The organism is Halioglobus sp. D3-4 (genome assembly GCF_055809315.1).
On the sequence record NZ_CM147907.1, the window covers coordinates 4,692,802 to 4,719,478 of the forward strand.

The following is a 26,677-nucleotide window of genomic DNA, read 5'->3' on the forward strand; positions in this document are numbered from 1 at the left end:
AGTTGGGAGTTTGGCTATGGACCTGAATATCAGTGGTAAAAGCGCCATCGTCTGCGCCTCGAGCCGCGGGCTCGGAAAAGCCTGCGCTATCTCGCTGGCGGGGGAAGGCGTGAGTGTGGTTATCAATGGCCGCACAGAGGAGGCCTTGCAGGCATGTGCGGATGAAATTCGTACTGCCGGTGGCGAGGTCACGACAGTGTTGTGCGATGTCTCCACGGCGGACGGTCGTGCCGCACTGCTGGAAGCGTGCCCACAGCCGGATATCCTGGTGAATAACAATGGCGGCCCCAACCCGGTCGGCTTTGCACAAAGTACAGCCGACGATTGGAACGCCGCCATTGAGGCCAACATGATGGCGCCGATCATGATGATTCAATCGGTGTTGCCCGGTATGCAAGAACGCGGCTTCGGGAGGGTTATCAACATCACGTCGGCGATGGTGAAATCACCCAACCCGATCATGTGTATCTCCAGCGCTACCCGCACTGCGTTGACCGCGCTGACCAAAGCAGTTTCCAAAGAGGTGGTGGCTGCCAATGTCACGATCAATAATCTGCTGCCGGAAATGTTCGATACCGGCCGTCAGCACGATAACGCGGAGCTGATGTCGACACTGGCCGGTATCAGCTATGAAGAGGCGCGAGAGAAGTTGGTCTCACGCATCAGCGCAGGGCGTTTTGGCCGCCCAAAAGAATTCGGAGATACCTGCGCCTTCTTGTGCAGTGAACAGGCCAGCTACATTTCGGGGCAGAACATCCAGCTGGATGGTGGCTCTTACGATGGACTCATCTAGTCCTTTTTCCTGCGTGCTACTGTTTCGGCGGCAATACGACTGCCGTGACAGTCTCATGCGCGGCAGCGTTTATGCCGCCGCAGGCCAGATGATCGCCGTCCTTACGGTGTTGTTCATTGCCGGGCTGCTACCCCGCATTGCCTATGCAAGCCAGGCCCAGCCCAATGTGATACTGATCCTCGCTGACGACCTGGGTTGGAACGACGTGGGTTACCACGGCAGTGAGATTCTGACACCCCATCTGGATGCAATGGCTGCAGAGGGTGTTGTGCTGGAGCGATTCTATGTGCAGCCCAGTTGCAGCCCCACCCGTGCCGAAGTGATGACGGGTCAGTCCGCCCTGGCGCTGGGTGTTGTGTCTCCCTTTAGTAAACAGCAGCCCGCGGGTGTACCTGTGTCGGAAACCATGATGCCCGCGTATTTTCTGGAAGCCGGTTATCAGACCTGGATGGCCGGAAAGTGGCATTTGGGTTTCAGGGAGCCACAGTTCAGACCTAACAGCCGAGGCTTTGAGCACTTCTACGGACACGTTACCGGCGGTATCGGTTACTGGGATCATGTGCATGGCGGTGGCCTTGACTGGCAGCGCAACGGGGTAACACTGCGGGAGGAAGGGTATACCACCCACCTGTTACGGGACGAGGCGCTGCGCCTGGTGCGCGAACGCGATACGAACCGCCCCTTCTTTCTCTACCTGGCATTCAATGCACCTCACCTGCCCGGTGAAGCGCCGCACAGTGCGGTGGAGGCGTATGAAAATCTGCCTGATCATAATCGACGCCTGCATGCGGCTATGGTGTCTGAAATGGATGCTGCAATCGGTGCACTGATTCAATCGTTGCGAGAGCAGAACATCCTGGATAACACGCTTGTATGGTTTATCAGTGACAACGGTGGGCTCAACCCGTCGGTAGCACAGCCGTCTCTGCGCGCCATTGCGTCAACCCTGGATGACTGGTTTGGCGATGAGCCCGTTCCGCTGCGAGCCCTGGAGTTTTTGCGCGTCAATCTGCTGCACGGTGCCGGCGACAATACCCCGCTGCGGGGGGGCAAGCAATCGGTTTATGAGGGTGGCACTCGCGTGCCCGCAATCGTGTATTGGCCTGGCACGCTGGCCCCTGCGGTGATCGCCAGCGTGGTGACTACCACCGATGTCCTGCCCACGATTCTGTCAGCTGCCGGATTGCCGGGAGTCGGGAGTGCGCTCGCAGGCTCTGATCGCTGGCCGGACATTCACGGCGCAAGCGAAGCATTACTTGAGGATTACGTTCTGACCGGTTTCGACGGTGAGGCGATCATTCGGTTTCCATGGAAACTGGTGGTGCCGAACGGCGGCCAAGCAGAGCTGTACCGTCTGGATGAGGATCCTGCGGAGCAGCGCAATGTGGTGACCCAACATCCGGCTCTCTCAAAACGTTTGCAGCGAGCGCTGGCTCAATCTTACAGAGGGGAAACTCTGAACTTGCCCCTGTGGCAAGTCGTTGGCGACCCCGATTTTTTTGGTGGAATAGAAGACCGGCCTCCCTGGTCGGAACTGCCATCGCACGATTGATTCCCAACAATAATATCCCCGCACCGCGCTTTAGCTGCTGTGGCGAGGAACAATGGAGAATGGCTCATGAGCAACAATCACTTGAAAAAAAGCCACTGCCTGTTCGCACTTGCAAGTGCATGCCTTGCGGTGTTCGTAAGTGGGCAGGCTGCGGCGCAGCAATTGGAGGAGGTGCTTGTTACGGCCACGAAACGGGAGGCCGGCCTGCAGGATGTTCCTATCGCTATCACCGCACTGAGCGGCGATTTCCTGGAACAGAAGAACATCCTGTCGGCAACACAGCTGCAAAACTTTACCCCGGGTTTGAGAATTCCGCAGCAGGATGCCTCGCGTACGTTCGTTCGCATCCGGGGTGTTGGGAGTCGGAAGTTTGATATTGGTTCTGAAGGGTCGGTGGGCATATTCGTTGATGAAATCTATATACCGCGCTTCAGCGGTGCTGATCTGGGCTTTCTGGATACGGAGCGAGTGGAGGTACTGAAGGGTCCGCAAGGCACTTTGCTGGGACGCAACACTGCGGCGGGTGCTATCAATGTTACGAACCGGCGTCCCACCAGCGAGGTTGAGGGTTTCTTGGAAGCCGGTGGCGGAAATGAGGACAGTTACATCGCCAGGGGCGCGCTTTCTGGCGCGGTGTCCGAGAATGTCGATATGCGCTTATCTCTCGGCACGCTGGAGGAAGGCGGGATGCTCGAAAACACGCTCACCGGTACAACCAACGATCTGGAAACGTTTGCATCGCGTTTGCAGGCAAACTGGGAGGCCAGTGACACGCTATCGATACTCGCCGGCCTTAACTATTCCAAGCGTGAACAGAAAGCCCTGTTGCAAAAAAACTCCGCCACAGGGAGCGACGGCACAATCAATCCTTTGTTTGGAACACCGGGTGTAACGTACACCGTCAATAATGATCTGTACAAATATCCGATCAGTGAAGATGGGCACTATACCGGTAAGTCCTTCATGGGGAATTTACGTATTGCAAAGGAGCTCGGCGAATTCAGCCTCGTTTCTATTACCGGCTATCAGCATACCGATGACGAAGTGTTCGAGGATTTTGATGCGAGCGCGGCGGATATCGGCCTATCGACTACTGATACCAACTCAGACACCTGGTCACAGGAATTTCGGGTCATTGATGAGAACTTTCTGGTAGGTGTATTTTTCTACTATGACTCAGCCTCCAGTGATAATGCCTTTACCTGGGGTGAGGATTCCCTGCAGTTTTTCCTCAGTGGACAGCCCGACGTGGTGGACTCGGGCACTGTTGATGTAGACACAACGAGTTGGGCGGTCTTTGGCGAGTATACCTTCGACTTGCCCAATGCCTTTTCCCTCACCGTGGGTGGGCGTTACTCCTACGACGAAAAGGATTTCAGTGTTGCCGCGCAGACGACTCTACCAGGCCTGCCGGCCGTACTTGAACCTTTTGTTTACTCCGACGATGAAAACTGGACATCCTTTGATCCCAAAGTCGCGCTGCGCTGGGAGCCAGAGGATGACTTGATGGTCTATGTTTCCTATAACGAGGGTTACAAGTCCGGCGGTGTGCAGTTCACGGCGATCAACGAAGCACTGGCCCGCCAGTTGTTCGATCCGGAAGAGCTTACTGCCTACGAGGTGGGCATCAAGACAGAGCTGCTGGAGAATTCGCTGCGATTTAATGCCGCGGCCTTTTACTACGAGTACGAAGACCTGCAGGTACAGCGAGTGGATTCGTCCATTAGCGACGGTGTACCCGTTGCCTTTACCGACAATGCCGCCCAAAGCGATATAAGCGGAGCGGAAATGGACCTGCGCTGGCTCTTGCCGTATGGCATTTCCACGCGGCTTGCCTATGCCTACCTCGACGCTGAGTACAACGATTTTGTGGGTCCTGGCGGACAGGACTTCAGTGGCAACCCTCTGCCTGCAAGCCCGGAGCATACCGTCATGTTCTCCTTGGAATACCGTCTTGAGATGGCGAACGATTGGCAAATAGTGGCCGGTACGGACTGGACCTGGGTAGATGACTACAACTTTGATGTAGATGATAACGACCCGGCGACCAAGCAATCCGGCTATACCCTCGGTGATATCACCCTGGCAGTGTTGCCCCCGGGCGATCATTGGACCGTGTCTGCGTTTGTACAGAATGTGACAGACGAAGAGTATTTCAGCCAGATAACCCGGCGCGAAACTGAGATCATTGCAACGGCTGCCAATGGCAGGCGCTACGGTTTCCGCGTGCGGTACGATTTCTGACGCCATACCAGCGAGGCAATACCATGATTATCCCGCAAGAACGCGTTACAACCGATGAAGTAAAGGGTTGGCAGGGACTGCACCTGCTGCATTTCCAGGGTTCTTCCTGCTCACAGAAGGTGCGCCTTGTGCTCGGAGAGCTGGAGGTCGATTGGACGCCGCATCCAGTGAATCTGCTCAAGCATGAGAATGCGACACCCTGGTTTATCGGAATCAATCCACGCGGTGTGGTTCCTGTGCTGGTGCACGATGGCGTTGTTCATGTAGAGAGTAATGACATTATGACCTACCTGGACGCGCAGTATGCCAAACCTGGGAACAGCTACTTCTTTGCCAGCGGCGAGACGGGTGAAGAAGAGGCTCGTTCGTGGCTGGCGTTGGAGGACTCTCTGCATAGCGATCTGCGCCTGCTCACTCTGGAGTTCGGGCCCTTGCCGCTCAAGAGCGAACAACAGCTGGACGCACAACAGGACAATGGCGCGATCGACGAGAAGCGTGCAAGTGATATTCGATGGTGGCGTACCAAGCTGGCCGACGGCACCAGTCGCGCCGAGTTGCAGGAAAGCTGCGCGCGCTTCAATGATGCGTTCACTCGGCTGGATGCGCTCATTGCAAAATCCCCATGGCTGATGGGCGAACGAATGACGATTGTCGACATTGCATGGTTCGTGAGTATGCAGCGGGTGTTCCGGGTTGGCTATCCTCTGCAGCGCCACAGGAATCTGTATCGACACTATCTCAAAATGGCGTCGCGCCCCGCCTTTCGTGCGGACGCCAAACAGCCGCTTTCCCGCCTCAGTCGAGCAGTATTCGCGGTCCATAGGCTGAAAAACCGCATCAGGGGAAAGCAGGTAGCGGATTTTGTTTAAACTCGCTTTGGCTCTTCGGGCGCGTTATTTCAGCCCGCGGTTGGTTACATGAAAGCCCAGTACCTCGCAGTAGAATTCAATCAGGCGATCGATATTCCGCGCTACCAGGGTGGTGTGTCCAAGTTGCAGCCTGGGCGAACTCGCTGCGGTCATGGTCGCCTCCCGCAGTCGAGTGGCTGACGGGGTCGATAAAACGGTGGTCATTCATTTTCAATCCTCAGTATGTAGAATCGTCCGCATTACATCGCGCAACTGCACCACGGCGTTTTCAATCGGCCCCATGCTACGCCACGCTACGATACGATCCGGACGGACCAGCACGCAGCCGCCATCCGCTATCTCGCGGCGAGTTGTCCAGTGCTGGTAGACATCATTGATGTCCATTCCCAGTGAGACCTGTTTGGCAGTGATGTCGACACCCAGCTCCGCTGAAACCTGCTGCGCCGCATCAAGCCATGTTTGTCCGCCAGCGCCGGTAATCACCGTAAAGCGGCCGTAGTCGCAGATATCAAGTGTCGAGACATCTTCTGTGCCCATCGCGAGCCATGCGTGCGGTAGGGGGCTGCCCGGGTAGGTCGAGGGCTGGTGGTGCAGAACAGGGTCACGCTCGTGTAACGGCGCCGCCGTGCCATCGCTTACTACCGCACCAGACTGATATCGTTGTCCCAGTTCCACTCCCAGTGCATTAAACTGCTCATTGGTAAGATTCAGAGATTCCAGTACTTTCGCTCTTTGTGCTTCGCCTTCCGGGCCGAACAGCCACGACAGGTGTGCGTCGGTCTCCTCGGGGCTCATCTGGTCCTGGAGCCCGATGGCATCAAACAAGAACAACATATCGGCGGCACTCTTGTTAGCCCTGTCGACGATCTGGCGACCCACCGGTTGGCGCTCCGCGCTGTAGCTATCAAGCAGTGTGGCGCCGGCCCTGCCGCGCAAAACCAAAGCCAGTTTCCACACCAGGTTATAGCTGTCCTGCATGGAGGTGTTGCTGCCCAGGCCGTTGGCAGGTGGGTGACGGTGCGCGGCGTCGCCGGCAATAAAGAGGCGGCCTTTGCGGTAGGTTGACGCTACCACATGGTTGAATTGCCAGGGGCTCACTTTCTTGATCGTAAACTCGATTTCATCGTTGCCAATCGCGGCTCGCACGCTTTCTCGTATGCTTGATTCTTCCAGGTCGTTGGGCGTCAGCTCAGGCCGCAGGAAAATAGTGCTCCATTCATTCCACGGCTCGACGCATGTCCAGACCCCCAGCATGTCATCACTACCGGGTGTGATAGTAAAAAAGAGTGCGCCAGAGCGGTGCGCCGTATAACGTCGGAGGTCAGCCTCTATCCATACGGTTACGGCGTCTCCGAGCCCTGCCTGCCCCTCAAACTCAAAGTTGCCGTCCCGACCAGCGATGGTGCGAGCCCCGTCACACCCGATGGCATACCTGGCGATCACTTCAAACTCCTCGTCACCATTCCTGGGCCGCACGTGCGCAGTGACATGGTCATCCGTTTGCTGCACAGACAGTACCTCGTGGTGCAGGCGGATATCGGCACCCAGTTGCTGGGCATGTGAGAGCAGTATCGGTTCCAGCACGTGTTGAGCGATGTTGCACATGGCACTCGGGCTGGCTGCGCGGTACTCACCGATACGGTCATCCCCGGCGCCCCAGGTCATCATCCGCGACAGTTCCTGGCCCGCGAAAGTTGTGGCGAAAACCTGCTTGCCCATCAGTTCCTGCGGTAAGGCTCGTGCTACGGCTTTATCCTCGACACCCAGATCGCGCAGTATTTCTACAGCGCGTTGATTCGTGATATGTGCACGTGGTGCATTTGCCGTGCCGTATTTGGTCAGGGTGAGCGCATCTACACCCTCTCGAGCCAGTAGTGCAGCCGCCGTCAGACCAGCGGGGCCTGCACCCACTATCAGAATGTCTGTGTTGATAGATCTCATGGGTATCTCCGCATTTTTGGTTATTCAAGTGAATAAGATAATTGTAGGAACCCTCAATACACTTGTCAAATGAATAACGTGAAGTTTGGAGTGGGACCTTTTGAGAGAGTGTGCTTTCGCCCCTGCCGCCCTGAAGCTGGCTTCTTGTAGGAAAACGAGGATTGAAAACGTGGGTGCTATTCGCTTGCCGCGCGCGGGTTGAACTGCGGTTCAGGCGCGCAAGCTGCTGATGTGGTGGGAGCGATGAGCAGCGCAGTTAGCGTGTAGCAGGCGGCACCATCAGATTAGCGACAAATTCAGCGTGGGTTTCTATCGCTTCGGTGGTGCGTGGATTGAGCCCTGTTAGGCGCAGACATTCCGGGGCGACGGCGAAGATCAGCGAAGCGGCGCCGGCCAGCGCATAGAATGCATGCGGCACCAGCGGTTTTTCCAGGCCTGCGATCTCCGTTATCTCAAGTGTGATGGCTGCAAAGCGCGGTTTTATATGCGTATCCACCAGCCAGTTCATGCGCTTGTCTGCAATTCTTCCCTCATCAACCATTAAGCGGAAGAACTCTGGATTCTCGGCGACAAAGCGCACGTACTCCCGGATTGTCTCCCGGGCATATTCTCGTTTGTCGGACACGCGCGATGCCCCTGTGCGTTCCCTGAGACGGCGGTCCAGGGCGTCCATAAGGCTGTCGGCGGCGGCGCGCCACAACGCTTCCTTGCTGCTGAAATGGTAGGTGATAAGCCCCTGGTTGGTGTTGGCCAGCTTTGCGATATCCCTGGTACTGGCCCCGTGAAAACCCTTCTGAGTAAACGCTTTAACTGCCGCTTTCAGAATGCGGCCACGCGTTGCGTCGCGCTGTTTTTGCCGTGTTGTTCTGGTGGTTTCGTTCAATTTGGTGCCTGCTTTTTGGTCGCTGTGTGTTGAATTGCATCCAAATTTGACCCAGTAATTGCACTGAACATTGAACCATGCTGATTGGGATAACTGCATGAAATTATTCACGAAAATTGCTTTAAGGTCGGGTCAACTATTCAGTGCAAAGATCATCAAAAGTGGGTCAATCGAACGTGCAATTCAACAGCCCACCATATAAATGAAGGTCCTGCCCGGAAACATGGTTTACACCTAATACCGGGCACATAGTTTCCAGTTCCGGTACAAAAGGATTGGTAGCAGGCTCGACCCGCCCCTATTCCTCATCAAAGAATCCTAGATCATACTCCATGAAACTGACAAGCCAGATCTCGTCATCAACCTCTCTAATTCCGACACTTTCACCTGCAAACACGGTACTGAGGTTGATCTTTTTCCTTCCGATGCAAATTCGACCGCACTGGGTGATGCGGATTGTGCGGTCATGGTAAGGGTATTCCGGCTCCTCAGGCGGCCTATAGACGCTTGTGGAAGGTGTATACAGATCGCCGGGATAGCGACCGTTTAATGCCTGGTGCGGGCGCTCGTTATTGTAAACATCCACGAAGCTGTCAAAGCGCTCCTGCTGCTGCAAGAAGTTATAGCCAGGTGGCTTGGTTGCTTCCTTTTTGAGCGTCAGGTGCATGCGCTCCTGGCGACCATTTTGCTGTGGATTCCCCGGTTTGATGCGTTCGATATTGACCCCCAAGCGTAGCCACCAGATCGAAAGCCGACTCAACCCAAAGAGGGCATTGGGAGAAGCAAAGGGAATACCGTTGTCTGAACGAATAGCGTCGGGCAGTCCAAACTCCTTAAACATACGCTCGAAAACGGTAAAAGCGAATTGAGACTTGGTTGATTCCAACCCTTCGCATGCGAGCAGGTAGCGTGAGCTGTAATCTGTGATTGTGAGCGGGTAGCAGTAATGGCGACTGCCCAGCATAAACTCACCCTCGTAATCTGTGCACCACAACCCGTTGGGGTTTTGAGCATCGCTCAATGGCGTCCCTTCTGCTCGATAGCGGCGGCGACGCCGTTTTTTGACCAGTCCGTGACGTTCAAGTATTGCGTGAATCGTACTCTTGGCCGGTGGCTTGATCATCGGATAATCGCAAATGATCTTGTCCCGGATCTTGACGGCGCCCCAGTCGTACTCGCGTTTGAGCTGCAGGATAGTGCGCTCCACCTGGAACGGCAGGCGATTGGCATGGCGGTAGGGTCTGCGGGTGCGGTCTTGTAGCCCTTCCAGCCCTGACTCTTTGTTTCGGTTAAAGATTTTATACCCTGTAGGTCTGGAGATGCCGAACTCTCGACATAGAGCAGACATGCTCTCCCCATCGAGGCCGCGGGCAACAAACTTCAGTCGTTCATGCCCAGTAAAGAGGGGCAGGCTCTCCATCGGTTTACACTCTTTCCAAGGCATTTGGGGACCTCCCAAATGCTTAAAGGTGCAAACCATGTCTCCGGTATTTGCTGTAAGCTATGTCTCAGGTAGTACAACAGGGTCCATGCAGGAGACATCGTTCACAGGTTGTACCCGAGACGCGGTTTGCAGTTGCCGAGGCCCCGGGGGTAAAATATAGCGGGCTCTACGCAGTTAACGGGGGATGAGCATTCATCCGTACCCGATTGATAATACCGTCCGGCTCTTCCCCATTAAGGGGGATGCACCGACACTCACTAAACCCGGTTAATAATGCCATCCCACCCACAATGGGTTAAGACGCGCAATCGGTAATTCTCTAAATTTCTGAACCCATAGGCCCTGCGGGTCATCATCTCCATCCCACGCCAGCGCAGGCGCCTGGCTCGCGGAACAGATATGGACCGGACTGTTCGCTGAACCCGTCGGGGAACGGGCTGTCGTATTCGATCCAGCCCTGTCGAAAGGTGGACGGTTTGTAGCCGGGAAGCTCTCTCATGGCCGTCGCTCACAGGGCGTGCAGTTTGACGGGCAAATATTCATAGCCCATGACAAAGTTCGACTGCACCCGTCTGGGTTCCCCAACGACTTCAACAAAGCTGAAGCGCTCCATCATTTGCTCCCAAAGGATTCGCAGTTGCATTTCTGCCAGTCGATTACCCATACAGCGGTGTATTCCGAATCCAAATGACAGGTGGTGGCGGGGGTTGGCGCGATCAATGACAAATTGATCTGCATTCTCAATCGCCGATTCATCGCGGTTTCCAGAGAGGTACCACATCACGACCTTGTCGCCTCGCTTGATCTGTTTGCCGTTGAGTTCGATGTCTCTGGTGGCAATGCGGCGCATATGAGCAAGCGGTGTCTGCCAGCGAATGATCTCGGAGACCATAGAAGGAATCAGGGCCGGATTGGCGCGCAGCTTGTCGTACTCCTGCGGATTTTGATTCAGGGCTACCACGCCGCCGGTGGCGGAGTTGCGTGTGGTGTCGTTGCCTCCCACGATCAACAGTAGAATAGTGCCGATGAACTGCTCTGGATTGTCGATCATATTGGCTGTCTTCGGGTCGCGCTGGAGCAGCGAGATCAAATCCAGGCCAGCTTCTTGCCCCTTCCTCTCGTGCCACAGTTTTTGGAACGACTGCAGGCAGGACTGTAGGCCAGCAACACGCTCCTCAGGGCTCACATTGCCGCCACCCATTTCCGGAGACCCGGTTGCGAGATCGGACCAGTAGGTGAGGTTTTTGCGATCCTCGAATGGGTAGCCAAACAGCACCGCCAGCATCTGGGTAGTCAAATTTTTAGAGACATTCTCCACCCAGTCAAAGTGCTCACCCACCGGAAGGTTGTCCAGAATGTCTATCACCTTGCTGCGAATAACCGCTTCCATTTCTGCGAGGTTCCTGGGTGCAACCACCGGCTGGACCGCCCGGCGGTGTTCATCGTGTATGGGTGGGTCTGTGGCGATAAACCCCTGCGTGTTAAAGCCGTCCGTTGCCCCCCCAATAAGCACGGATGGAGAGGATGAAAATGCCTCGTGATTACTGTCGACGGCGACAATGTCCTCGAAACGGGTGATCGACCAGAAGGGACCGAACGCGCTGACCGGGTTGTAATGGATCGGGTCTTCCTCGCGCAGCCGGGCGAAATAGGGCCGCCATGCGTTGTGCAGGTAGAGGCGAGAATCGCTGACGTCTATCTCTTCCAGCGGTACGGTTTTGGGGTCGGGTAATTCGGTGGTCTGGTTCATTATGAAGCCCTCGTTATTGTCGATTACATCTGGTATTCAGGGAGGCGGACCACCATGCCGTCCATGTCTTCACTGACATCGATCTGGCAACTGAGGCGTGAATTCCCGGCTCTGTCTGGTCGAAAGCCCAACATGGATTCTTCCGGAGCATTGATCTCCCCGGTCACGGCAAGGGCATCGCCTTCGATATAGCAGTGACAAGTACCGCAGGCGCAGGCACCGCCGCAGTCCGCGTCAATACCGGGAACCATATTGTCGACCGCGTTTTGCATCAGTGATTGCCCGACTTCTGCCTCGATGGTGTGCTCGGTCCCGTTGTATTCAATAAGCGTTATTGTTGGCATTGGTTTGTCTCCCAAGATTAATTCGTGAGTCAGTCTAGGCAGGCTTGGGAGGAATCTTGAGGGCATTTTTTGACTTATGGGGGGCATAAGTTGACAAAACTGGCCCGGCCCGTAGACTTTGGGCATGACTGGGCGCCTTTACATTACCAGTGGCTACTCGCGGATCATTGCTCGGGTGATGGGTTTACAGGAGCGTGATCTGCCGGACTTGTTGGCGGCTACGAATCTTCCTTGCGACATTTTTGATCCTGGAGATGAGACGAGGCTCAGTGGTGAGCAGCAGTTACAGATTGTACATAATGCCAGGCGCATGTCCGGTGAACCTGGCCTGGGCCTGCGCATAGGGCAGCAACTACATCCTTCCGTACACGGGGCCATAGGTTATCTGGCACTCAGCAGCCCGGATCTGATTACCGCTCTCAAAGCACTGCGTGACTATTTGCCTCTGCGCATAGGCTTCGCCCGTCTGGAGTTAGCGTTCAGTGAGGAATGGATGGTGTGCACGCTCGCTGCCGATCTCGATGGTGAGCCTGCTGACATGCGTTTTCTTATGGAGTGCTTTGCACTGCTGCTGCAGGCGCTCGTAGAGTATCTTTTGGGTAGGCCGTTGAGCAGTGCACAGTTCGATTTCGACTTTCCGTCACCGGAGTATGCCAGCTGTTATGCCGAGTATCTTCATGCACCAGTGAGTTTTGGCCAGCCGGGTTGTTCCCTACGTCTGCCTGCCAATCTGGCACTGTCGGAGAATACGCATGGCGATCCAACCGCATACAGTCAGGCGATGAACCTGTGCCAGCGCATGCTTGCCCAAATCCCCACAAACGCCGAATCCCTGTCTGACCGCGTGCGCCGGTTGATGTTATCGCAGCCAGCGGAAACCCTGAGTGAAGAGCGCGTCGCTCGTGCACTGTTTATCTCCAAGCGCACACTGGCCCGCAGGCTCGACGGTGAGAATACCAACTACAGGCAGATCCGTGAGAGCCTGTACGCTGAACTGGCGGTGAATCACTTGCGCGATCCGAGCCTGACTGTAGAGGCGATAGCCGTATTGCTGGGTTATCACGACAGCGCCACTTTTCGTCGCGCATTTCGACGCTGGTACGGCATGCCTCCGCAGGAATACCGGCGAATGAGCGAGTTTTGAGTGCCGCCCATCCAACCTGCCTTTGCGGGTAAGTTGTTCTGCAAGCAGCGTGTCAAGCGCTCTGAAGCACCGCCTCTATCTGGCGCGCCAAATACCGCTGAAACAACCAGATCGGCTGTTCGAGCTGATTCAATGGCCCGGGCGTGTAAATGTCAGAGCGCAAGCCGGACTGCACGGCACCACACATTTCCATGTCTTCCAGGTGGAATTTGCGCATCAGTTCAACTTCGTCAGCCAGTGTCTTCTCGTAATCCGGCGCGTCCAGCGAATCCGGATGAATAAGCATCGTGGTGCGGATTTGCATCTCGCCGGCAGCCATCGGTTGCAGGCGATACCAGTAAACTCGATCGGCCGCGACAAAAAACAGCGTGGCAGGTGCGGCCAGATACACAGTCCACTCAAGGAAGTCCGAGTCCCGTAGTCCCGGGACAGGTTTGAAACTCAGGAACTGTGGCTCGCCGGCTTGCACTTTCTGTTGTATCTGTTCAGTGAAAGGTAAGTGACACACCTGGAAGTGCGCGTGTTCCTCATCGGTCCAGCACCCCTGAGCGGGCATCATGGGTTGGAATGTTGTGTGGTGAGCGCCGAGGTGATGGTACGGTTCCATGAAGTTTTCTACCAGCACCTTCCAGTTGAAGGGGCAGTCCCACCCGATGTCGGCAACCATGGTGAGCCCGGCCATTTGCCAGCGATCCAAATAGTCGTTAAGCCCGCTGAACTGCTCGCTGATGGCTTGTGCGTCGCCGCTGAGATTGACGAAGACAAACCCCTGCCAAATTGCGCTATTGAATTCATGCAGCCCGAGGCTCTTCGCGGCCACCTCGGGGTGGTCCTTCATCAGTGGTGCACCTTTCAACTTTCCGTCGAGTCCGTACACCCAGTGATGATAGGGGCAGCGGTACTGTTTACAGTTTCCCGTTTGCTGGTGATCAAACTCAGGTGGCATTACGTCCATGCCGCGGTGCGCGCAAACACGGGACAGCACCTTTATCCCGTCTTCGCCACTGTTGACCACGCTGATACGTTCACCGAGCAAATCCAGGTTCACGTAGTCCCCCTTGTTTGCGAGCTGTGAAACGTGCGCAATGCTCAGCCACTGGCGTTTGAGGATATGTTCACTCTCCCAGTTAAAGTATTGCGGATCAGTGAAAGCCTTGGGGGGCAACGCGCGCGCCTCGGTGAGGGGGTTGGCGGCTGTCTGGCATATCCCCAGTAGCGTTGTGTCGAGCGTCCTCTCGTGCGCGGCCAGATTGGTTGCATGGATGGTTGCTGAAGTCATTCGTAAGCCCCGTAATGTCCTGTGCTGAATGCGGATAGGCCCCGGCAACTATCCGGGACAGGGGAATTTCAGCAATTAACATGCCAGAATGCATGTAAGTTTCTATAATGTTGATTTATATGGCTTTAGTGGAATTGGGGCGCTGCAGCTGTTGTTTATCCTGACTGACTACGCACCGATATTGGTAGCTCTGGGGCTTTTCTGGTGCGCGGAGTTTGACCGGTGGTCCACTGGGCACCTGGCTGGCCTGCGGTACCGTCAAGCACAGTATAGGGGCGTCAGTAAGTATAGCGTTGTAAGCATTCGTGAGTTTCTGGCCACAATCCCCTATACTGCGATTCGCCCTAAATATAAAAGGAGTCTTCCTATGAGGCGCCAAACCGATGTGTTGTCGATGGTTTCCTGGCTTCTGGTCACGTTGACCGGGTTGTTCGTTGGCTGTAGTTCCTCCAGCGACAGTAACAAGCCCGAGGAAGAAACGCTCCCACCAAATATTCTGTTTGTAGTTATGGACGATGTCGGCATCGATCAGATGACGGTATTTGGCTACGGCGGCATAGGGCCGTTCGATCAGGCTCCCAATCCGCCTTTTCAGCCGGTTGACCGGTCGCCACAGCTCCCCAATATCGATGCCATCGCACAGGAGGGTGTGCTCTTTCGCAATACCTGGTCTATGCCGGCGTGCTCTACCAGTCGCGCGGTTTTTTTCACTGGCCGCTACCCGCTGCGCACCCAGGTGTTTGGCGCGTTGGGCCAGTACGATCTGGCCAACTATCAGGTTTCGCCCTATGAACTCACTATGCCTAACTTGCTGAAAGAGCGCGGCTATCAGAATGCGCTATTCGGTAAATTCCATATAGGGTTGCAGCAAAACAACCCCTTCGGCGACTCAATGGTTAGCGCCCTGGGATGGGATTATTATGCGGGCTGGCTGGACGAAACCGGTGACCCCTCATCGATCGATACCTCGGCCGGGCTGGGCGAGGAATATGAGGGCCGCTACATGTGTGGTTTTGTGCCCGGTGAAGCGCAAGATGCTGACTATGGAGCTGACGCAGGGGCGTGTTACACCGCTGCAGGAGACTGTACTCCGATGGTTCTCGAGGGCGGTATTCCACCGGGGCGTGCCTGCCGCGACAGTGGCGGAATTCTGGATCCCCATCAGTCCTGCGGTACTACGGTGCCCTCCAATATCCAGGCTGGCTTCAATACGCTTAGCGGGCACTACGTCTCGCCGCTCTGGATCAATGACGAGAACGGGCAAGCCATCGAAGTGCCGCTCACAGATACTAGCGCGCGGACTTATCGTGGCGTGGTGCCGGTTGATAGCGCCATCGACTGGATAACGAGTCGACCCGAGGATACGCCGTGGTCCGCGACAGTCAGTTTCTCCTCTGTACACACGCCGGTGATGCAGCCACCTCAGGCACTGTTGACTGAGAATGCAGCGGTGGTCAGTCGACTGCTTTGTGCAGCACCGGAAGGCGCGTCCACTGAAGTACAGAATCGGGTGTTACTGGATCAGCGAGAACTGACCACGCTGATGCTCGAGGCAATTGATGCCGAACTGTCGCGCCTGCTGGTCTCCATCGGAGCGGCGACGCGCAACGACGACGGATCGTTGCTGCTCAACCCGGATAGCAATACGCTGATCGTCATCCTCGGCGACAATGGTACGTTTGGGTATTCGGTGAAGTTGCCGTTCGACCAGAGCAGGGCCAAGGGCACGGCATACCAGACGGGTGTCTGGGTGCCTTTAATAGTGTCGGGGCCGATGGTGTCTTCGCCCAACCGTGAAGTTGGGAATATGGTGAATATCGCCGACCTCTATGAGCTGTTTGCCGAAGTAGCCGGCATTGAAAATGTGCACGAGCTGGTGCCGCGCTCGCTGGATTCCGTCTCCATGCTGCCCTACCTCACCACGCCCGGAGTAGAGAGCCAACGGGACTACAATTTTACCCAGGTGGGCACTAACCACCAGGCTGGCGGTGCGATCAATCAGCCCTGCACCTTTGCGACGAGTTGTAGCCAGATCCCCGTTTCCAAATCGGTGTGCCATGACAACGGCGGCACCTGGTGGGGCAACGAGCCAGACGAGCCGGGTGTGCCCGCCGGCGGTTACGCCCAGTGCTGTGAGGTCAACCAGTATCTGTATGATCGGGAAGAGCCAATGGTCGCGCTGCAACCGCTGTCTGCGGAGGCGATCCGCAATGATTCATACAAAATCGTGCAGAACCACTTTGTCGGTGATGCCAACCCCGACCCTGATGAGTACCCCAATTGTACTTCGAACACCACGACGGAGTTTTATCGTATTAACGAACGGCCACACAACCCGCTGATCGATAGAGAGGGCGATAACCTGATCAACCCGGAAACGGGCTTGCCGGATGATCCTGCGGAGAGAGTCATCTTCGCGGAACTTCAGCAGCAGTTGAAGTTGATCGAGGATAGCGTCCAACCCTGTCCACCCGGCCCGCCCGCCGGCTATTACGCCAGCATCGATGGCAATCATGACGGTGTCGTCAATGATGCGGACCTGCAAAATCTGGATGGGTTTGCCGTAGCTGGCGGCAGCAGTTGGTATGACATCGATGAAAGTGGGACTACCGATGCGACGGACTATATGATGGTGAACGACTACCTCGGTATCGAGTGTGCGAACTAGAGTCTGTTGAAGGACGCAGCCCGCTTTATTGGAATGCAACCCAGTTGATCAATCTGGTTCGCGTTGGAGCCAGATGTAGCTGGTGAGCGCAGCCAGTTTGTCACCGTCGAGGACGTCATATCGGTAGCGGTCTTCCCCGATTGCCGGCGCTTCGACCATGACCTCGTGAACGAAGGGGTCTCCTGTGACATCAACGGATGAAATATGCTGGCCGTTCTTCCATATACGCAGAAACATACCGGAGGCGGCTGTGACGGTGGCACGAAGCATACTTCTGTCGGCGAAGATAGTATCTCCCCTGCGAACACCGCTCATTTCTGCCTCAATCATCGGGCCATCGAGCCCCTGGACCTGAACCACGGTGCGGCCGTTGCGAATTCCCTCGAGTATGCCAGCAACGCTCAGCTCTTCGGCCCAGACACGTGTGGTGGGCTTCGCCAGGGGAGAGTAGGTCGGTCCGTCGCCGGTACCGCCCCGGTGATCGTCGCTTCCACCCAGAGCGGCTGCGTGGCTCCCGCGTTCGAGAAGGTCCTCCCAGAAGGGGACGCCGGTGAAAATGCCGCCCATGACCTCGACCCCGTCGATAGTGTCGGCTGCAACCTCGTGTTGCCAGCCACAGCCGATGCACAGGTCGCCGACGTTCAGAAGTGGATGGTTGATGGAGATGAGGCCGCCCTGCTCGTGCGTATCAGCAATCGCGTCCTCAATGGTAGCGCCTCTGACCCCTGTGCGGTGATCGATCCACTTTGTCGTACCGATAGTGTTCGCGTGTCCTGCGTAGGTCGTGAACTCCATGCCGGGTAATAGAAGCACTGGCGTGGTCATTTGGTATGAGGGGTACCAGCTAAGCTGGCTCACTGTATTGTGCTCAGACATCAGGACGAAATCGAGGTCGCGGCTCTCCGCGAATGAGATCAGCTCCTCGATGGTCACAGAGCCATCGGACTCGACTGTGTGCGAATGAAAATCACCGGCATACCAGCGCGCAGTAGACTCGAGCGCCTGCGGCGATTCATACGGCTGACGCTCGGTCTGCGGCGCAAGTGTCGCCGTGTCGCGGAGGATTACCTCAACCTCGTAGCGTGCGGGTAATTCGGCAATCTTGGCTTTGCCGACGACAACCTCCCAGGTACCGGTCGGGATCGGCCCGGGTATGTAGCTCGGTGAGGCAGCATCGAGGCCTACGATTACGGGCTGCGACTTACCGCCGCCCCAGCCGCGGAAACCGGCCGGGTCGTCGAGGCCCCAGTCCAGGGTGTTCTCGCTGGAGAGGTCGTCGTGGTGGATCTCGATCTCAGCGACACCCTCGGGTACTTCGAAGGGAAGGAAGAAGTGTGTCTCCTCGCTCGTGGGAACCTCACCGGAGATCTGGATGCGGGTCTCACCCTTGAATCTGTCATCATTCTCGGAGCTATTGTCGCTGTCGGAACAACTCGCAAGTATCAGGGCCAAAAAGCTGACAAGGTAAATCGGTCGCATGGATAGTTCCTACTCTATTTCCGCTCTGGTGGGCGTCATCTGTCATCCAGTGAGAGCCACAACAAGGAGAGCCCATGGTTTCCTGCTGTGATAGTACTTTTGATTCAGCCATACACTATATAGCAAAGAACGTGCTGCGACACAGGTGGCCTGCTGCGAAGATGGTGTTGTCGCAATCGCCACCAGAAGCTGAATTCAGGCATAATCACATCCCGCCAAATGTATTATCCCGCCTTCTCAACTAGATCTCACTAACGATAGGTATCAAATGGATTTTCAGTATTACAAAGATAAAGTACAGCAGGTCTCAGAGTTTCCCATCGACAGTCGCTGGGGGCAGGGGCGAAGCGCCTTTGGTGGTCTGACCGCTGCACTGCTATTAGCCTACATCGAACACAAAACTGGGTTAACCGATCGCGATCTCCGTACTATCAATATCCATTTTTGCGGCGCTGTCATCCTCAATCACCCCTGTGAATTTACTCACAGTGTTTTATCTGAGGGAAAGTCAGTCTTTCAAGTTGAGGGAAAGCTGCTACAGGATGGGCAGGTAAAAACCCAAATAGTAGCCTGCTTTAGTGCGCCGAGAACATCGTCCATTCAGGTGACACATAAACCGGTCTTTGCCGCAAAAAGTGTGTCGCAGTCAATGCGATTTCCGTATGTCGAAGGTTTGGTGCCAGAGTTTCTTGCAGACTTTGATCTGCGCATTACCGAGGGCAGTTTACCATTCAGTGGCTCTGAACAATCCAAACTGGCAGGGTGGATGCGCTTTGCCGACCCGATAGAGCCACTTGATGACAGCGCTATGCTAGCCCTTATCGACGCCTGGCCACCGGCAGTGCTGCCCATGATGGATAACCCGGCTCCGGCCAGCTCGATTACCTGGAATGTCGAATTCATCCATCCGCGCGCGTCATTACAAAGCGATGACTACCTGTTGTACGACTGTGAGACGGTGCAGGCGGATTCTGGCTATGCCCACACGGAAGCGAAAATATTTCACCCCAATGGTCAATTGCTGGTTCTGAGTCGACAGCTGGTTGGCATCTACGATAATCGTGTCGGTAAAGCCTAGAAACTGTAGTTGAGGCCGACGTAAGCAGAGCGGCCTATACCCGGCACTGGCACTCCCCAGGGCACGCCAGTGGCGCCCATGGTTGCACCCTGACCAACATAGGCGCCGCCCAGCGGCATGTCGTAACCTTCGTCGAACGCGTTGTCCACGCCCAGATCGAGCCTGATGTCGCGCCAAGTATAGCTACCGCGAATATTGAACAGGCTGTAACTGGATGTCGACACTTCATTGCGTACTTCAGACACATCATCCTTGTCTGCAACTACTTGCCATTCCAGTGCGCCTGTCCACGATAGCCAGGAATATTCGAGAGTGGCTATCGCGTTCAGTGGCATCATATTGTAGAGATTGTCGCCGGTTGAGTCGTTCTCGCCCTTGACATAGCTGATGGTGCCGCGAAGTGTGAAGTCGCCCACTGTCGCATTGCCGCCCAGATGGCGAAAGCCCGAGATATCCACGCCGTACAGTTTTGCATCAGCGTTATCAAACGTCAGGTAGCGGAACCCGGGTGTCGCATTCGACTCCATGCACATCATTGCCGTACAGGTGGCGGCGTCTATATAGCTCTGCACATAGGTGTAGTAGGGAGATACTGTCAGTTGCCAGTGCTCTTGTCGCGGATCGTGCCAGTCAAGGCTGACACTCACTGTGTTGGCAATCTCCGGGTCGAGATCGAGATTGCCTACGTAGCCGTTGCCATCGCCGGCCAGGTTGACCATGCGCATGGCCATGCCGACCGTAGACCAGGTATAGCGTTCGTAGAGATTCGGCGAGCGGGTCTTGCGCGCCACGCCAAATTCCCAGCTCAGGGACGGGCTTGGGACGTAGCGTGCCTGCAGGCTGGCATCCCAGTTGTTGTCGTTGATGCTGTGGTCCTGTGCATTGAACGCAGCGGCGTCGGCTTGGTACATCATACTGTAGCCCTGCACATCGTCAGTATCCATGCGCACGGCTTCATAGCGTATGCCGGCCAGTGTCATCCACTGATCGCTCCACTGCGCCTGCCATTCACCGAATGCTGCGTAGCGATCGCGCTTGCCATTGCGGATATTCCAGAATGTTTCCGGCGACATCATCATGCCGGAGCCGGAGGGTGGCCACCAGTCATCCAGTTGATACAACTGTACCTCGCCCCCGAAACGCAGCAGATCGCTATCTGACAACTTGTAATCCAGTGCCAGCGCGGCACCGTTGTTCTTGCCCCGGGTCTTCATTGGCATGCCTGGCGCATCGCCGTACCAGTACTGTTTGTCGTCACCGAAGTTCATTTCGTGATCGGTTTTTTCGTAGAAGAGGCGGGAGTTGATTTCGCCCCATGTGTATTCGGCGATGTGCCGCAGCACGATCTGGGTACTTTCATTGTCAAGCATGTCCATGCGCTGGTTGGGAAAGCCCTGATCGGGTATTTTCTGGTAGCCCACTTCAAGGTCGATGAGGTGATTATCCAGTTGTACTGCTGCTCCTATCTGATGGTTTTGTGTTTCATAGTAGGTCGAGCCGACTTCGTCGGCAGCCAGTGAGTCGCGCCCGGGTGCGGCGGGTCCAGCCGGTTTGAAGTTCTTGCCGGCCTTGTAGTTGTTGGCGTTTGCATAGGCGCCGCTGTAGCGCACACTGATCCAGTCATTCGCGCCGGAAATCGCCAGGTTGGTGCCGTAGGCGTCGCCATTGGAGCGGTAGAATGTGCCCATCTCGCCTTCGAGCAGGACGTGATCACCGTCATTGGCGAATTTGGGCGGCGGTGACTTCACAATGATGGAGCCACCGATACTGTCGCCGCCCTGGCTGACGGGCGTGATGCCGGCCAGCACTTCAATGGTGTCGACATTGGTAGGGTCGATATATGACATGGGTGGATTCATATGGTTGCCGCAGGCTGATACCAGATCCATGCCGTCGACTTTAATACGCAGCCGATCATCACCGAGCCCGCGAATCACTGGCAGGCTTGAAACCCCGCCGGCGCCGTACATGTTGACACCCGGTACGCCCCGCAACAATGCCGCACTGTCGCTGGTGGCGGCGCGTTTAGGGCGCAAATCATCAGCAGTGAGCTGAGTGGCGCCGTTGGCCGAATCCCATTCGGTGGCGGTAACCAGCACTTCGCTGATTTCCTCGTCGTGCTCTATGTGGTCGGCATTGGCAAGCGTTGCGGTGCAAGTGAGAATTGCGATGAATAGGGGGCGTCGATAAAAGCCCATGAATCTCTCCCTGTGTGGTTCAAATTCAGGGGCGGCATTGTAGACAAGTTTGAAGCGCTAGCGGATGTGGCAAATTGTCGCAGGTGTTTATCCTGTAGTGGATATATCGCGCCAGAGCAGATTGGTATTGCAGGGAATGCTTTAACAGCGCCATTTGGCAAGAGGCGGGCGATTGCAAGAATTGCAGGCGGAATTGAAAAATCTACTCTGAGAACGGCGCTACACCGAATGGAAGGCGATTTTCGCTGCAATTTGCCCCCGCTCTGACTGGCATACAGATTGCATCACACAGTAAGTGAGCGAAGTCAGCAACGCTATTGCACCGCATGTGATGAAGGAGGGTCGATGTTTCAGAAGGGAAAGAAATCCGTGTTGCGATGCGGTATTTCTATATCGCTTTACTTCGCCATTGCACTGGCTGGCCTGATGATTGTGCAAATGAGTGAGGTTACGGCGCAGCCGCTGGGTATTGAGCAAGCCACTGCAGAGGAAGACCTCAGCCAGCAGGAATTGGATAATCTGATCCGGTTGCTGGAGGACCCCGATGCGAGGCAGGCCTTCTTGCAGAAAATTAAAACCCTGGAAAAGGTACAGCAGGACACGGACGCCCGGGACTCGCTGGAGTTGAGTGACGCGCTGCAACTCGACCAGAAAGTCGGCCTGTTCCTGAAGAACTACCTGTCGGTGCTTTCGCGCCAGGATTTGAGTGCCAGCAGTATCGGCAAAATAGCGGCGGTTGCAGTGCTGGGGTTTGTGGTCGGTTTGGTTGGGCTACTCAATATGTGGCTGGCCAAAACATTCGACTCCCACCTGAAACATCTCCGCAGACGTTTACGGCTACAACCTACACGCTTTGGGTCGATCTTTACCTGGCAGCGGTATGCAGTCCTTGTCGTTGCTGTATCTGCCTGGGTGTACGCCAGTGTTGTCATCATTTTTGAGCCCAATAGCGGCTCCAGTGTGATCTCGGTAATGACAGCTGCCGTGCAGACACTGGTGGCAACGCTACTGGTGGTGCTGTTGTTTCTCACCATCTGGGAACTCACTAACGCATTCATCGAATCTATCGCCAGTCGCGAGAATAACCTCAATAGCCGCAGGGCGCAGACCTTGCTGCCCATTCTTCGCAACGTCATTTCTGTCGTAATAATACTGTTGTCGACACTGGTTATTTTCTCTGAGTTAGGCATCGATGTCCTGCCACTTCTCGCCGGTGCAGGCGTTGTGGGTATTGCAATCGGTTTTGGCGCTCAAACGCTGGTAAAAGACTTTCTCACGGGCTTTACCATACTCATTGAGGATCTGCTGCAGATCGGTGATGTGGTGTGTGTCGCTGGTCGAACGGGATACGTGCAGCACATTTCAATGCGGAAGATTGAACTTCGCTCACTGGAAGGGACGGTGCATACCATACCGTTTAGCGCGATCGACATCGTCGACAATCTCACCAAGGATTTCAGCTACTACATGCTGGACGTAGGAGTGGCCTATAGGGAGAACACGGACGATGTTGTGCTGTGCCTGAAAGAGATTGACGAAGATATGCGTGCCAGCGATGAATTTGGGCAATACATTCTCGAGCCACTGGAGGTTTTAGGTGTCGATCAGTTTGCCGATAGTGCGGTGGTAATCAAGGCTCGCACCAAGACCATCGCACGTGAGAAATGGCGGGTCGGACGGGAGTTCAATCGGCGGATCAAACAGGTGTTTGACGAGCGAAATATCGAGATCCCATTTCCCCATCAGACGCTCTATTTCGGCGTGGACAAAGACGGGAATGCACCACCTTTGCCAGCGCCACGCCAAAATCGTGAGAGCGAAGACGCGTAGTGCTGCACTTCTGGTGTCGCTGTCGCTGGAAACCTAAGAGATTTGCGTTTCCTCGGGGGTTTGTGCGCATAATATCCAGCGCGAGAATACCGTGCTGGGGGTCTTCCATGTACTTTAACAAACCGGTCGGCGGCAAACTGTGTCTTTAGTCGACATCGGCGATGCCCGCATGAGCGTGGAGCATCCTCTCGCCAGAGCTGCGGTCATCCGTTACGAGGATGCTGTCCTTCGGTACCTGGGGCACTGGCAAAGCGCGCGTGAGGCGCTTGAGATCGAACCTGAGAACGTGCTGGTGCGCGTGCTTGCGGCGGACTATTACCTGGCCAAGGGGAACCTCGCTGAGGCCCAGCAGCAGTTGCAGCATGCACTGCGGGTAGAGCAGGCCGGGCTTTGTCCTCCCACTGCCAGGGAACGCGCGCTAAGTTGCGCGATGTGCCAGTGGCTGCTTGAAGGCGCGCCCCACGCCGCGCTGGAGACCCTGCTTAGTGCGCTCACGCAGTACCCTGCGGATTTGTTTATGCTCAAGCGAACACAGCTGGTGGCGTTCGTGCTGGGCGATTTTGAGGCGATGCTGCACGCGGCCAGAATATCCGAGGCAGCGTGTCAGCAGACGCCGCTGTTCTATGGGCTACTCAGTTTTGCATTGGAGCAGAATGGTGAAGGCGATCTCGCCGAGGTGGCGGCGCGCCGCGCGCTGGAACTGGATGCCAGGGACGTCTGGGCCCAGCACTGCCTCGCGCACACGCTTTACTTTAGCGGCCGGCACGAGGAGGGGACAGCCTTCCTTCAGGCACATGCCAGTAGTTGGGACGATTGTATGTCCTTCATGTACACCCACAACTACTTCCATCTTGCGATTGCCCATCTGGCACTCGGCCACTGGAACGCGGTGGAGCATATTTTTGACGAGCATGTGTGGCCGCTGGAAGAGCCATTGCCTGTTAACGACGGCCGCGCCTTCGCCTGTACCGATCGTTTAGACGTGCAGGACCAACTCGGCGCCCTCGGCCTGCTGCTCAAGTATGAGCTGCGCCGCAAGAAGTACGGCCAACAGAATCCGCTCGCGTCACGTTGGGCGAGCGTAGTCGAGTATGTGGTGTTGCCTGTGCGGTCACTGGATCCGCTGCACGACGTGCTTGTCGTGCATGCCCTGGCGCGTCTTGGACGTTTCGACGAGGCCGAGATAGCAGTCAATACGACGATGCGCGACTATGTGGAGGCGCAGCAGGAGGTGGCACGGCGCGATAATCTCACCGTGCAGTGGCTGGGTTATGCGCGAGGCGTGCTAGCAGCGGGCCGCGGCGATTGGGCCGGGGCTGCCGATCTGATAGCGCGGGCCTTGGCAACGGGCGGTGGTGCTGCGATGGGCGGTTCTAACGAACAACGAGAAGTACTGCATGAGTTTCTGTTGTTGGCGTTCGAGAAATCCGGCCAGTTTGCGCGGGCAGAGGCCTATCGGCAGCAGCTCTGGACGTAACATACCGGCATTTTGCAGCGATACATTGCTCGCAACTACCAGCGACAGAGTTGTCACCTCATTGGGAGGTGGATCACCTCTGTGTCTCGCGGGCTACATCGGCGTCCCAGTCACTGCTGCTGCCTGCACCGTCGCGACCGGTTGCGGCGATCAAGCGGGGGTAGTGTGCACGCATGGTCGTCATCAGGTCCTCGAACGGCAGGTCCAGATATTCACCGCGATCATTTAAGTACTCCATATGCCGATTCCCGGCGATATCGAACTCGTGATAGAGGCTGTCCTCACGGCCATTGAACTCCAGTGGCCGCAGGGAAAACTTTTCGCACAATTCAATATTGAATGCCGGTGTCGCCTTGATCCAGCGACCGTCCAGGAATAATGAGGTGTAACCGTGGTAGTAAAAGATATCTGTTTGCATGGATTCACGCAGGCGCTCGGTCGACAGGTGGTTGCGCACATCTGCATACCCAACTCGAGCGGGAATGCCCCGTGCGCGGCACAGCGCTGCCAGTAGTAACGACTTGGGAACGCACCAGCTCTCGCCGGCTGCAAGCGTAGCGCTGGCGAGGTAGGCAGCTGGAGTGGTGCCGACACCATAGGGGTTGTAGCGTACTTGATCCCGCACCCAGTAATAGAGGCTGACGGCATTGCTGATATCGTCGGCGCCGGGGTCGGTCTGCGCTGCGGCCAGCTCCTTGATCGTGGGGTGTTCGCTGTCGATAAAACGGCTGGGAGACACGCACGCCTCGGGCGGTGGGAATTTGGTCATAGTGGCGACTCGCTTGCTGAATCGGGTTGGATTTGTATCGTGGTCGCCCCATGATACTGCATTTTCCAGCCTACTACCGCTCTGGCCCGTTTCTCGCGCAGGCGCAGACATGCTTTACTATCGGACAGGTATGATGTGCTACGGACAAAATTTGCAAGGGAGATAGTTCATGGACACTATACATAGCCACCCATGTTGGGTGACCACTGCACCCGCCTTCGAGCCACTTGGACGATAACGCGCAATGGACTGGCAGCAGGCGTTACGTCCCGAGGTTTGTGCCGTGCTCTGCATGGAAATGCAGAAGGGCGTGGTGTCAGATGCGAGCACCATTGTGGAACTTGTGGAAGCCGTGGCAGAGCAATCCGTGGTTAGCCATGGCTGCGCTGTATTGCAAGCCGCCAGAGCCAGCGGCATACCTGTAGTACATTGCACGGCAGCCTTTCGAGCAGATCGTCGTGGTAGTTTCGACAATACCCCACTGCTGGCTTCGCTGTTGAAAGATCCGGCGCACATGCTTGAGGGTACACCTGCCGTCGATGTGATCCCCGAATGGTGCGATGCGAGAGATATTGAGAGCAGGCGCTATCATGGCGTTGCGCCGTTTACCGCAACGGACCTGGATAGTCAGCTACGAGCAATGCACGTTGAAACGCTTGTTGTCATGGGGGTCTCGCTCAATCTGGGCGTGACGGGTTTGTGCATTGAAGCTGTTAACCTGGGTTATCGGGTGCTGGTTGTGGAAGATGCTGTCGCAGGGTTTCCGGCGGAGTATGCGCAGGCTGTTGTCGCCAATACACTTTCGCTGGTGGCAAAGCGGATGTCCAGTGAGCAGGTTGTCGGTTACTGGACCTGAGCTGTGATGCGTTGGTTAGTCAGTTGCGGGAGACTCACTCGCAGCGCACGGCGCCGATCGGGCACGGGACCGCCGATTT

General features: G+C 56.0%; 20 protein-coding genes. 10 read left to right on the plus strand and 10 right to left on the minus strand.

The window, feature by feature from the left end; translation table 11 throughout:
* Nucleotides 1-16 precede the first annotated feature (16 nt).
* The 4 genes from AC0L6S_RS20790 to AC0L6S_RS20805 all read left to right on the plus strand — a co-directional run bounded on the left by AC0L6S_RS20790 (nucleotide 17) and on the right by AC0L6S_RS20805 (nucleotide 5,458).
* Nucleotides 17-793 (plus strand): SDR family oxidoreductase, encoded by a 777-nt coding sequence (locus AC0L6S_RS20790; protein WP_473426018.1) that lies wholly within the window; start codon nucleotides 17-19, stop codon nucleotides 791-793.
* 55 nt (nucleotides 794-848) lie between these two features.
* Nucleotides 849-2,345 (plus strand): arylsulfatase B, encoded by a 1,497-nt coding sequence (locus AC0L6S_RS20795; RefSeq protein ID WP_473426019.1) that lies wholly within the window; start codon nucleotides 849-851, stop codon nucleotides 2,343-2,345.
* 66 nt (nucleotides 2,346-2,411) lie between these two features.
* Nucleotides 2,412-4,589 carry a TonB-dependent receptor gene (locus AC0L6S_RS20800; RefSeq protein WP_473426020.1) on the plus strand — a complete coding sequence of 726 codons (2,178 nt, stop codon included), beginning with the start codon at nucleotides 2,412-2,414 and terminating at the stop codon, nucleotides 4,587-4,589.
* 23 nt (nucleotides 4,590-4,612) lie between these two features.
* Nucleotides 4,613-5,458, plus strand: a complete 846-nt coding sequence (locus AC0L6S_RS20805; protein ID WP_473426021.1) for a glutathione S-transferase family protein — start codon at nucleotides 4,613-4,615, stop codon at nucleotides 5,456-5,458.
* Nucleotides 5,459-5,482: 24 nt separating this feature from the next.
* Here AC0L6S_RS20805 and AC0L6S_RS20810 read toward each other — a convergent pair whose 3' ends face one another.
* The 6 genes from AC0L6S_RS20810 to AC0L6S_RS20835 all read right to left on the minus strand — a co-directional run bounded on the left by AC0L6S_RS20810 (nucleotide 5,483) and on the right by AC0L6S_RS20835 (nucleotide 11,820).
* Nucleotides 5,483-5,662: a VOC family protein gene (locus AC0L6S_RS20810; RefSeq protein WP_473426022.1), complete on the minus strand. Its 180-nt coding sequence runs from the start codon at nucleotides 5,660-5,662 to the stop codon at nucleotides 5,483-5,485.
* A gap of 6 nt (nucleotides 5,663-5,668) precedes the next feature.
* On the minus strand, nucleotides 5,669-7,399 hold the full coding sequence (locus AC0L6S_RS20815) for an FAD-dependent monooxygenase (RefSeq protein ID WP_473426023.1): 1,731 nt from the start codon (nucleotides 7,397-7,399) through the stop codon (nucleotides 5,669-5,671).
* A gap of 256 nt (nucleotides 7,400-7,655) precedes the next feature.
* Nucleotides 7,656-8,282, minus strand: coding sequence for a TetR/AcrR family transcriptional regulator (locus AC0L6S_RS20820; protein WP_473426024.1), 627 nt, complete (start codon nucleotides 8,280-8,282; stop codon nucleotides 7,656-7,658).
* A 298-nt stretch (nucleotides 8,283-8,580) separates the two neighbouring features.
* Nucleotides 8,581-9,702 (minus strand): integrase core domain-containing protein, encoded by a 1,122-nt coding sequence (locus AC0L6S_RS20825; RefSeq protein WP_473426025.1) that lies wholly within the window; start codon nucleotides 9,700-9,702, stop codon nucleotides 8,581-8,583.
* A 532-nt stretch (nucleotides 9,703-10,234) separates the two neighbouring features.
* Entirely contained in the window at nucleotides 10,235-11,476 is a 1,242-nt protein-coding gene (locus tag AC0L6S_RS20830) for a cytochrome P450 (RefSeq protein WP_473426026.1), read from the minus strand.
* 23 nt (nucleotides 11,477-11,499) lie between these two features.
* Nucleotides 11,500-11,820: a 2Fe-2S iron-sulfur cluster-binding protein gene (locus AC0L6S_RS20835; protein ID WP_473426027.1), complete on the minus strand. Its 321-nt coding sequence runs from the start codon at nucleotides 11,818-11,820 to the stop codon at nucleotides 11,500-11,502.
* Nucleotides 11,821-11,944: 124 nt separating this feature from the next.
* On the opposite strand from AC0L6S_RS20835, the gene AC0L6S_RS20840 reads away from it, so the two are divergent.
* Entirely contained in the window at nucleotides 11,945-12,964 is a 1,020-nt protein-coding gene (locus tag AC0L6S_RS20840) for an AraC family transcriptional regulator (protein WP_473426028.1), read from the plus strand.
* Nucleotides 12,965-13,016: 52 nt separating this feature from the next.
* Here the strand turns inward: AC0L6S_RS20840 and AC0L6S_RS20845 are convergent, their stop codons facing one another.
* Nucleotides 13,017-14,243: an aromatic ring-hydroxylating oxygenase subunit alpha gene (locus tag AC0L6S_RS20845; RefSeq protein WP_473426029.1), complete on the minus strand. Its 1,227-nt coding sequence runs from the start codon at nucleotides 14,241-14,243 to the stop codon at nucleotides 13,017-13,019.
* A gap of 367 nt (nucleotides 14,244-14,610) precedes the next feature.
* On the opposite strand from AC0L6S_RS20845, the gene AC0L6S_RS20850 reads away from it, so the two are divergent.
* Nucleotides 14,611-16,911, plus strand: coding sequence for a sulfatase-like hydrolase/transferase (locus tag AC0L6S_RS20850; RefSeq protein ID WP_473426030.1), 2,301 nt, complete (start codon nucleotides 14,611-14,613; stop codon nucleotides 16,909-16,911).
* Nucleotides 16,912-16,959: 48 nt separating this feature from the next.
* Here AC0L6S_RS20850 and AC0L6S_RS20855 read toward each other — a convergent pair whose 3' ends face one another.
* Nucleotides 16,960-18,390 carry a CehA/McbA family metallohydrolase gene (locus AC0L6S_RS20855; RefSeq protein WP_473426031.1) on the minus strand — a complete coding sequence of 477 codons (1,431 nt, stop codon included), beginning with the start codon at nucleotides 18,388-18,390 and terminating at the stop codon, nucleotides 16,960-16,962.
* Between the two features lie 268 nt (nucleotides 18,391-18,658).
* On the opposite strand from AC0L6S_RS20855, the gene AC0L6S_RS20860 reads away from it, so the two are divergent.
* Entirely contained in the window at nucleotides 18,659-19,468 is an 810-nt protein-coding gene (locus tag AC0L6S_RS20860) for an acyl-CoA thioesterase (RefSeq protein WP_473426032.1), read from the plus strand.
* Here the strand turns inward: AC0L6S_RS20860 and AC0L6S_RS20865 are convergent.
* Nucleotides 19,465-21,666, minus strand: coding sequence for a TonB-dependent receptor (locus AC0L6S_RS20865; protein ID WP_473426033.1), 2,202 nt, complete (start codon nucleotides 21,664-21,666; stop codon nucleotides 19,465-19,467). The genes AC0L6S_RS20860 and AC0L6S_RS20865 overlap by 4 nt on opposite strands.
* A 345-nt stretch (nucleotides 21,667-22,011) precedes the next feature.
* Between AC0L6S_RS20865 and AC0L6S_RS20870 the strand changes: the two genes are divergently transcribed.
* Together AC0L6S_RS20870 and AC0L6S_RS20875 are read left to right on the plus strand one after the other, a co-directional pair.
* Nucleotides 22,012-23,496 carry a mechanosensitive ion channel family protein gene (locus tag AC0L6S_RS20870; protein ID WP_473426034.1) on the plus strand — a complete coding sequence of 495 codons (1,485 nt, stop codon included), beginning with the start codon at nucleotides 22,012-22,014 and terminating at the stop codon, nucleotides 23,494-23,496.
* A 139-nt stretch (nucleotides 23,497-23,635) separates the two neighbouring features.
* Nucleotides 23,636-24,973: a tetratricopeptide repeat protein gene (locus AC0L6S_RS20875; RefSeq protein WP_473426035.1), complete on the plus strand. Its 1,338-nt coding sequence runs from the start codon at nucleotides 23,636-23,638 to the stop codon at nucleotides 24,971-24,973.
* A 73-nt stretch (nucleotides 24,974-25,046) separates the two neighbouring features.
* On the opposite strand, the gene AC0L6S_RS20880 is transcribed toward AC0L6S_RS20875, so the two are convergent.
* The gene (locus AC0L6S_RS20880; RefSeq protein WP_473426036.1) at nucleotides 25,047-25,742 is read right to left on the minus strand and encodes a transglutaminase-like domain-containing protein; all 696 of its coding nucleotides are present in this window, start codon (nucleotides 25,740-25,742) and stop codon (nucleotides 25,047-25,049) included.
* 244 nt (nucleotides 25,743-25,986) lie between these two features.
* Between AC0L6S_RS20880 and AC0L6S_RS20885 the strand changes: the two genes are divergently transcribed.
* Nucleotides 25,987-26,598, plus strand: coding sequence for a cysteine hydrolase family protein (locus AC0L6S_RS20885; protein ID WP_473426037.1), 612 nt, complete (start codon nucleotides 25,987-25,989; stop codon nucleotides 26,596-26,598).
* Nucleotides 26,599-26,677: the final 79 nt, after the last annotated feature.

Coding starts and splice junctions, on each gene's coding strand:
- AC0L6S_RS20830 (WP_473426026.1), bottom strand. CDS start 11,476: ATGAACCAGACCACCGAATTACCCGACCCCAAAACCGTACCGCTGGAA.
- AC0L6S_RS20860 (WP_473426032.1), top strand. CDS start 18,659: ATGGATTTTCAGTATTACAAAGATAAAGTACAGCAGGTCTCAGAGTTT.
- AC0L6S_RS20880 (WP_473426036.1), bottom strand. CDS start 25,742: ATGACCAAATTCCCACCGCCCGAGGCGTGCGTGTCTCCCAGCCGTTTT.
- AC0L6S_RS20885 (WP_473426037.1), top strand. CDS start 25,987: ATGGACTGGCAGCAGGCGTTACGTCCCGAGGTTTGTGCCGTGCTCTGC.
- AC0L6S_RS20800 (WP_473426020.1), top strand. CDS start 2,412: ATGAGCAACAATCACTTGAAAAAAAGCCACTGCCTGTTCGCACTTGCA.
- AC0L6S_RS20810 (WP_473426022.1), bottom strand. CDS start 5,662: ATGACCACCGTTTTATCGACCCCGTCAGCCACTCGACTGCGGGAGGCG.
- AC0L6S_RS20805 (WP_473426021.1), top strand. CDS start 4,613: ATGATTATCCCGCAAGAACGCGTTACAACCGATGAAGTAAAGGGTTGG.
- AC0L6S_RS20795 (WP_473426019.1), top strand. CDS start 849: ATGCGCGGCAGCGTTTATGCCGCCGCAGGCCAGATGATCGCCGTCCTT.
- AC0L6S_RS20870 (WP_473426034.1), top strand. CDS start 22,012: ATGTTTCAGAAGGGAAAGAAATCCGTGTTGCGATGCGGTATTTCTATA.
- AC0L6S_RS20865 (WP_473426033.1), bottom strand. CDS start 21,666: ATGGGCTTTTATCGACGCCCCCTATTCATCGCAATTCTCACTTGCACC.
- AC0L6S_RS20850 (WP_473426030.1), top strand. CDS start 14,611: ATGAGGCGCCAAACCGATGTGTTGTCGATGGTTTCCTGGCTTCTGGTC.
- AC0L6S_RS20835 (WP_473426027.1), bottom strand. CDS start 11,820: ATGCCAACAATAACGCTTATTGAATACAACGGGACCGAGCACACCATC.
- AC0L6S_RS20840 (WP_473426028.1), top strand. CDS start 11,945: ATGACTGGGCGCCTTTACATTACCAGTGGCTACTCGCGGATCATTGCT.
- AC0L6S_RS20825 (WP_473426025.1), bottom strand. CDS start 9,702: ATGGAGAGCCTGCCCCTCTTTACTGGGCATGAACGACTGAAGTTTGTT.
- AC0L6S_RS20845 (WP_473426029.1), bottom strand. CDS start 14,243: ATGACTTCAGCAACCATCCATGCAACCAATCTGGCCGCGCACGAGAGG.
- AC0L6S_RS20790 (WP_473426018.1), top strand. CDS start 17: ATGGACCTGAATATCAGTGGTAAAAGCGCCATCGTCTGCGCCTCGAGC.
- AC0L6S_RS20815 (WP_473426023.1), bottom strand. CDS start 7,399: ATGAGATCTATCAACACAGACATTCTGATAGTGGGTGCAGGCCCCGCT.
- AC0L6S_RS20855 (WP_473426031.1), bottom strand. CDS start 18,390: ATGCGACCGATTTACCTTGTCAGCTTTTTGGCCCTGATACTTGCGAGT.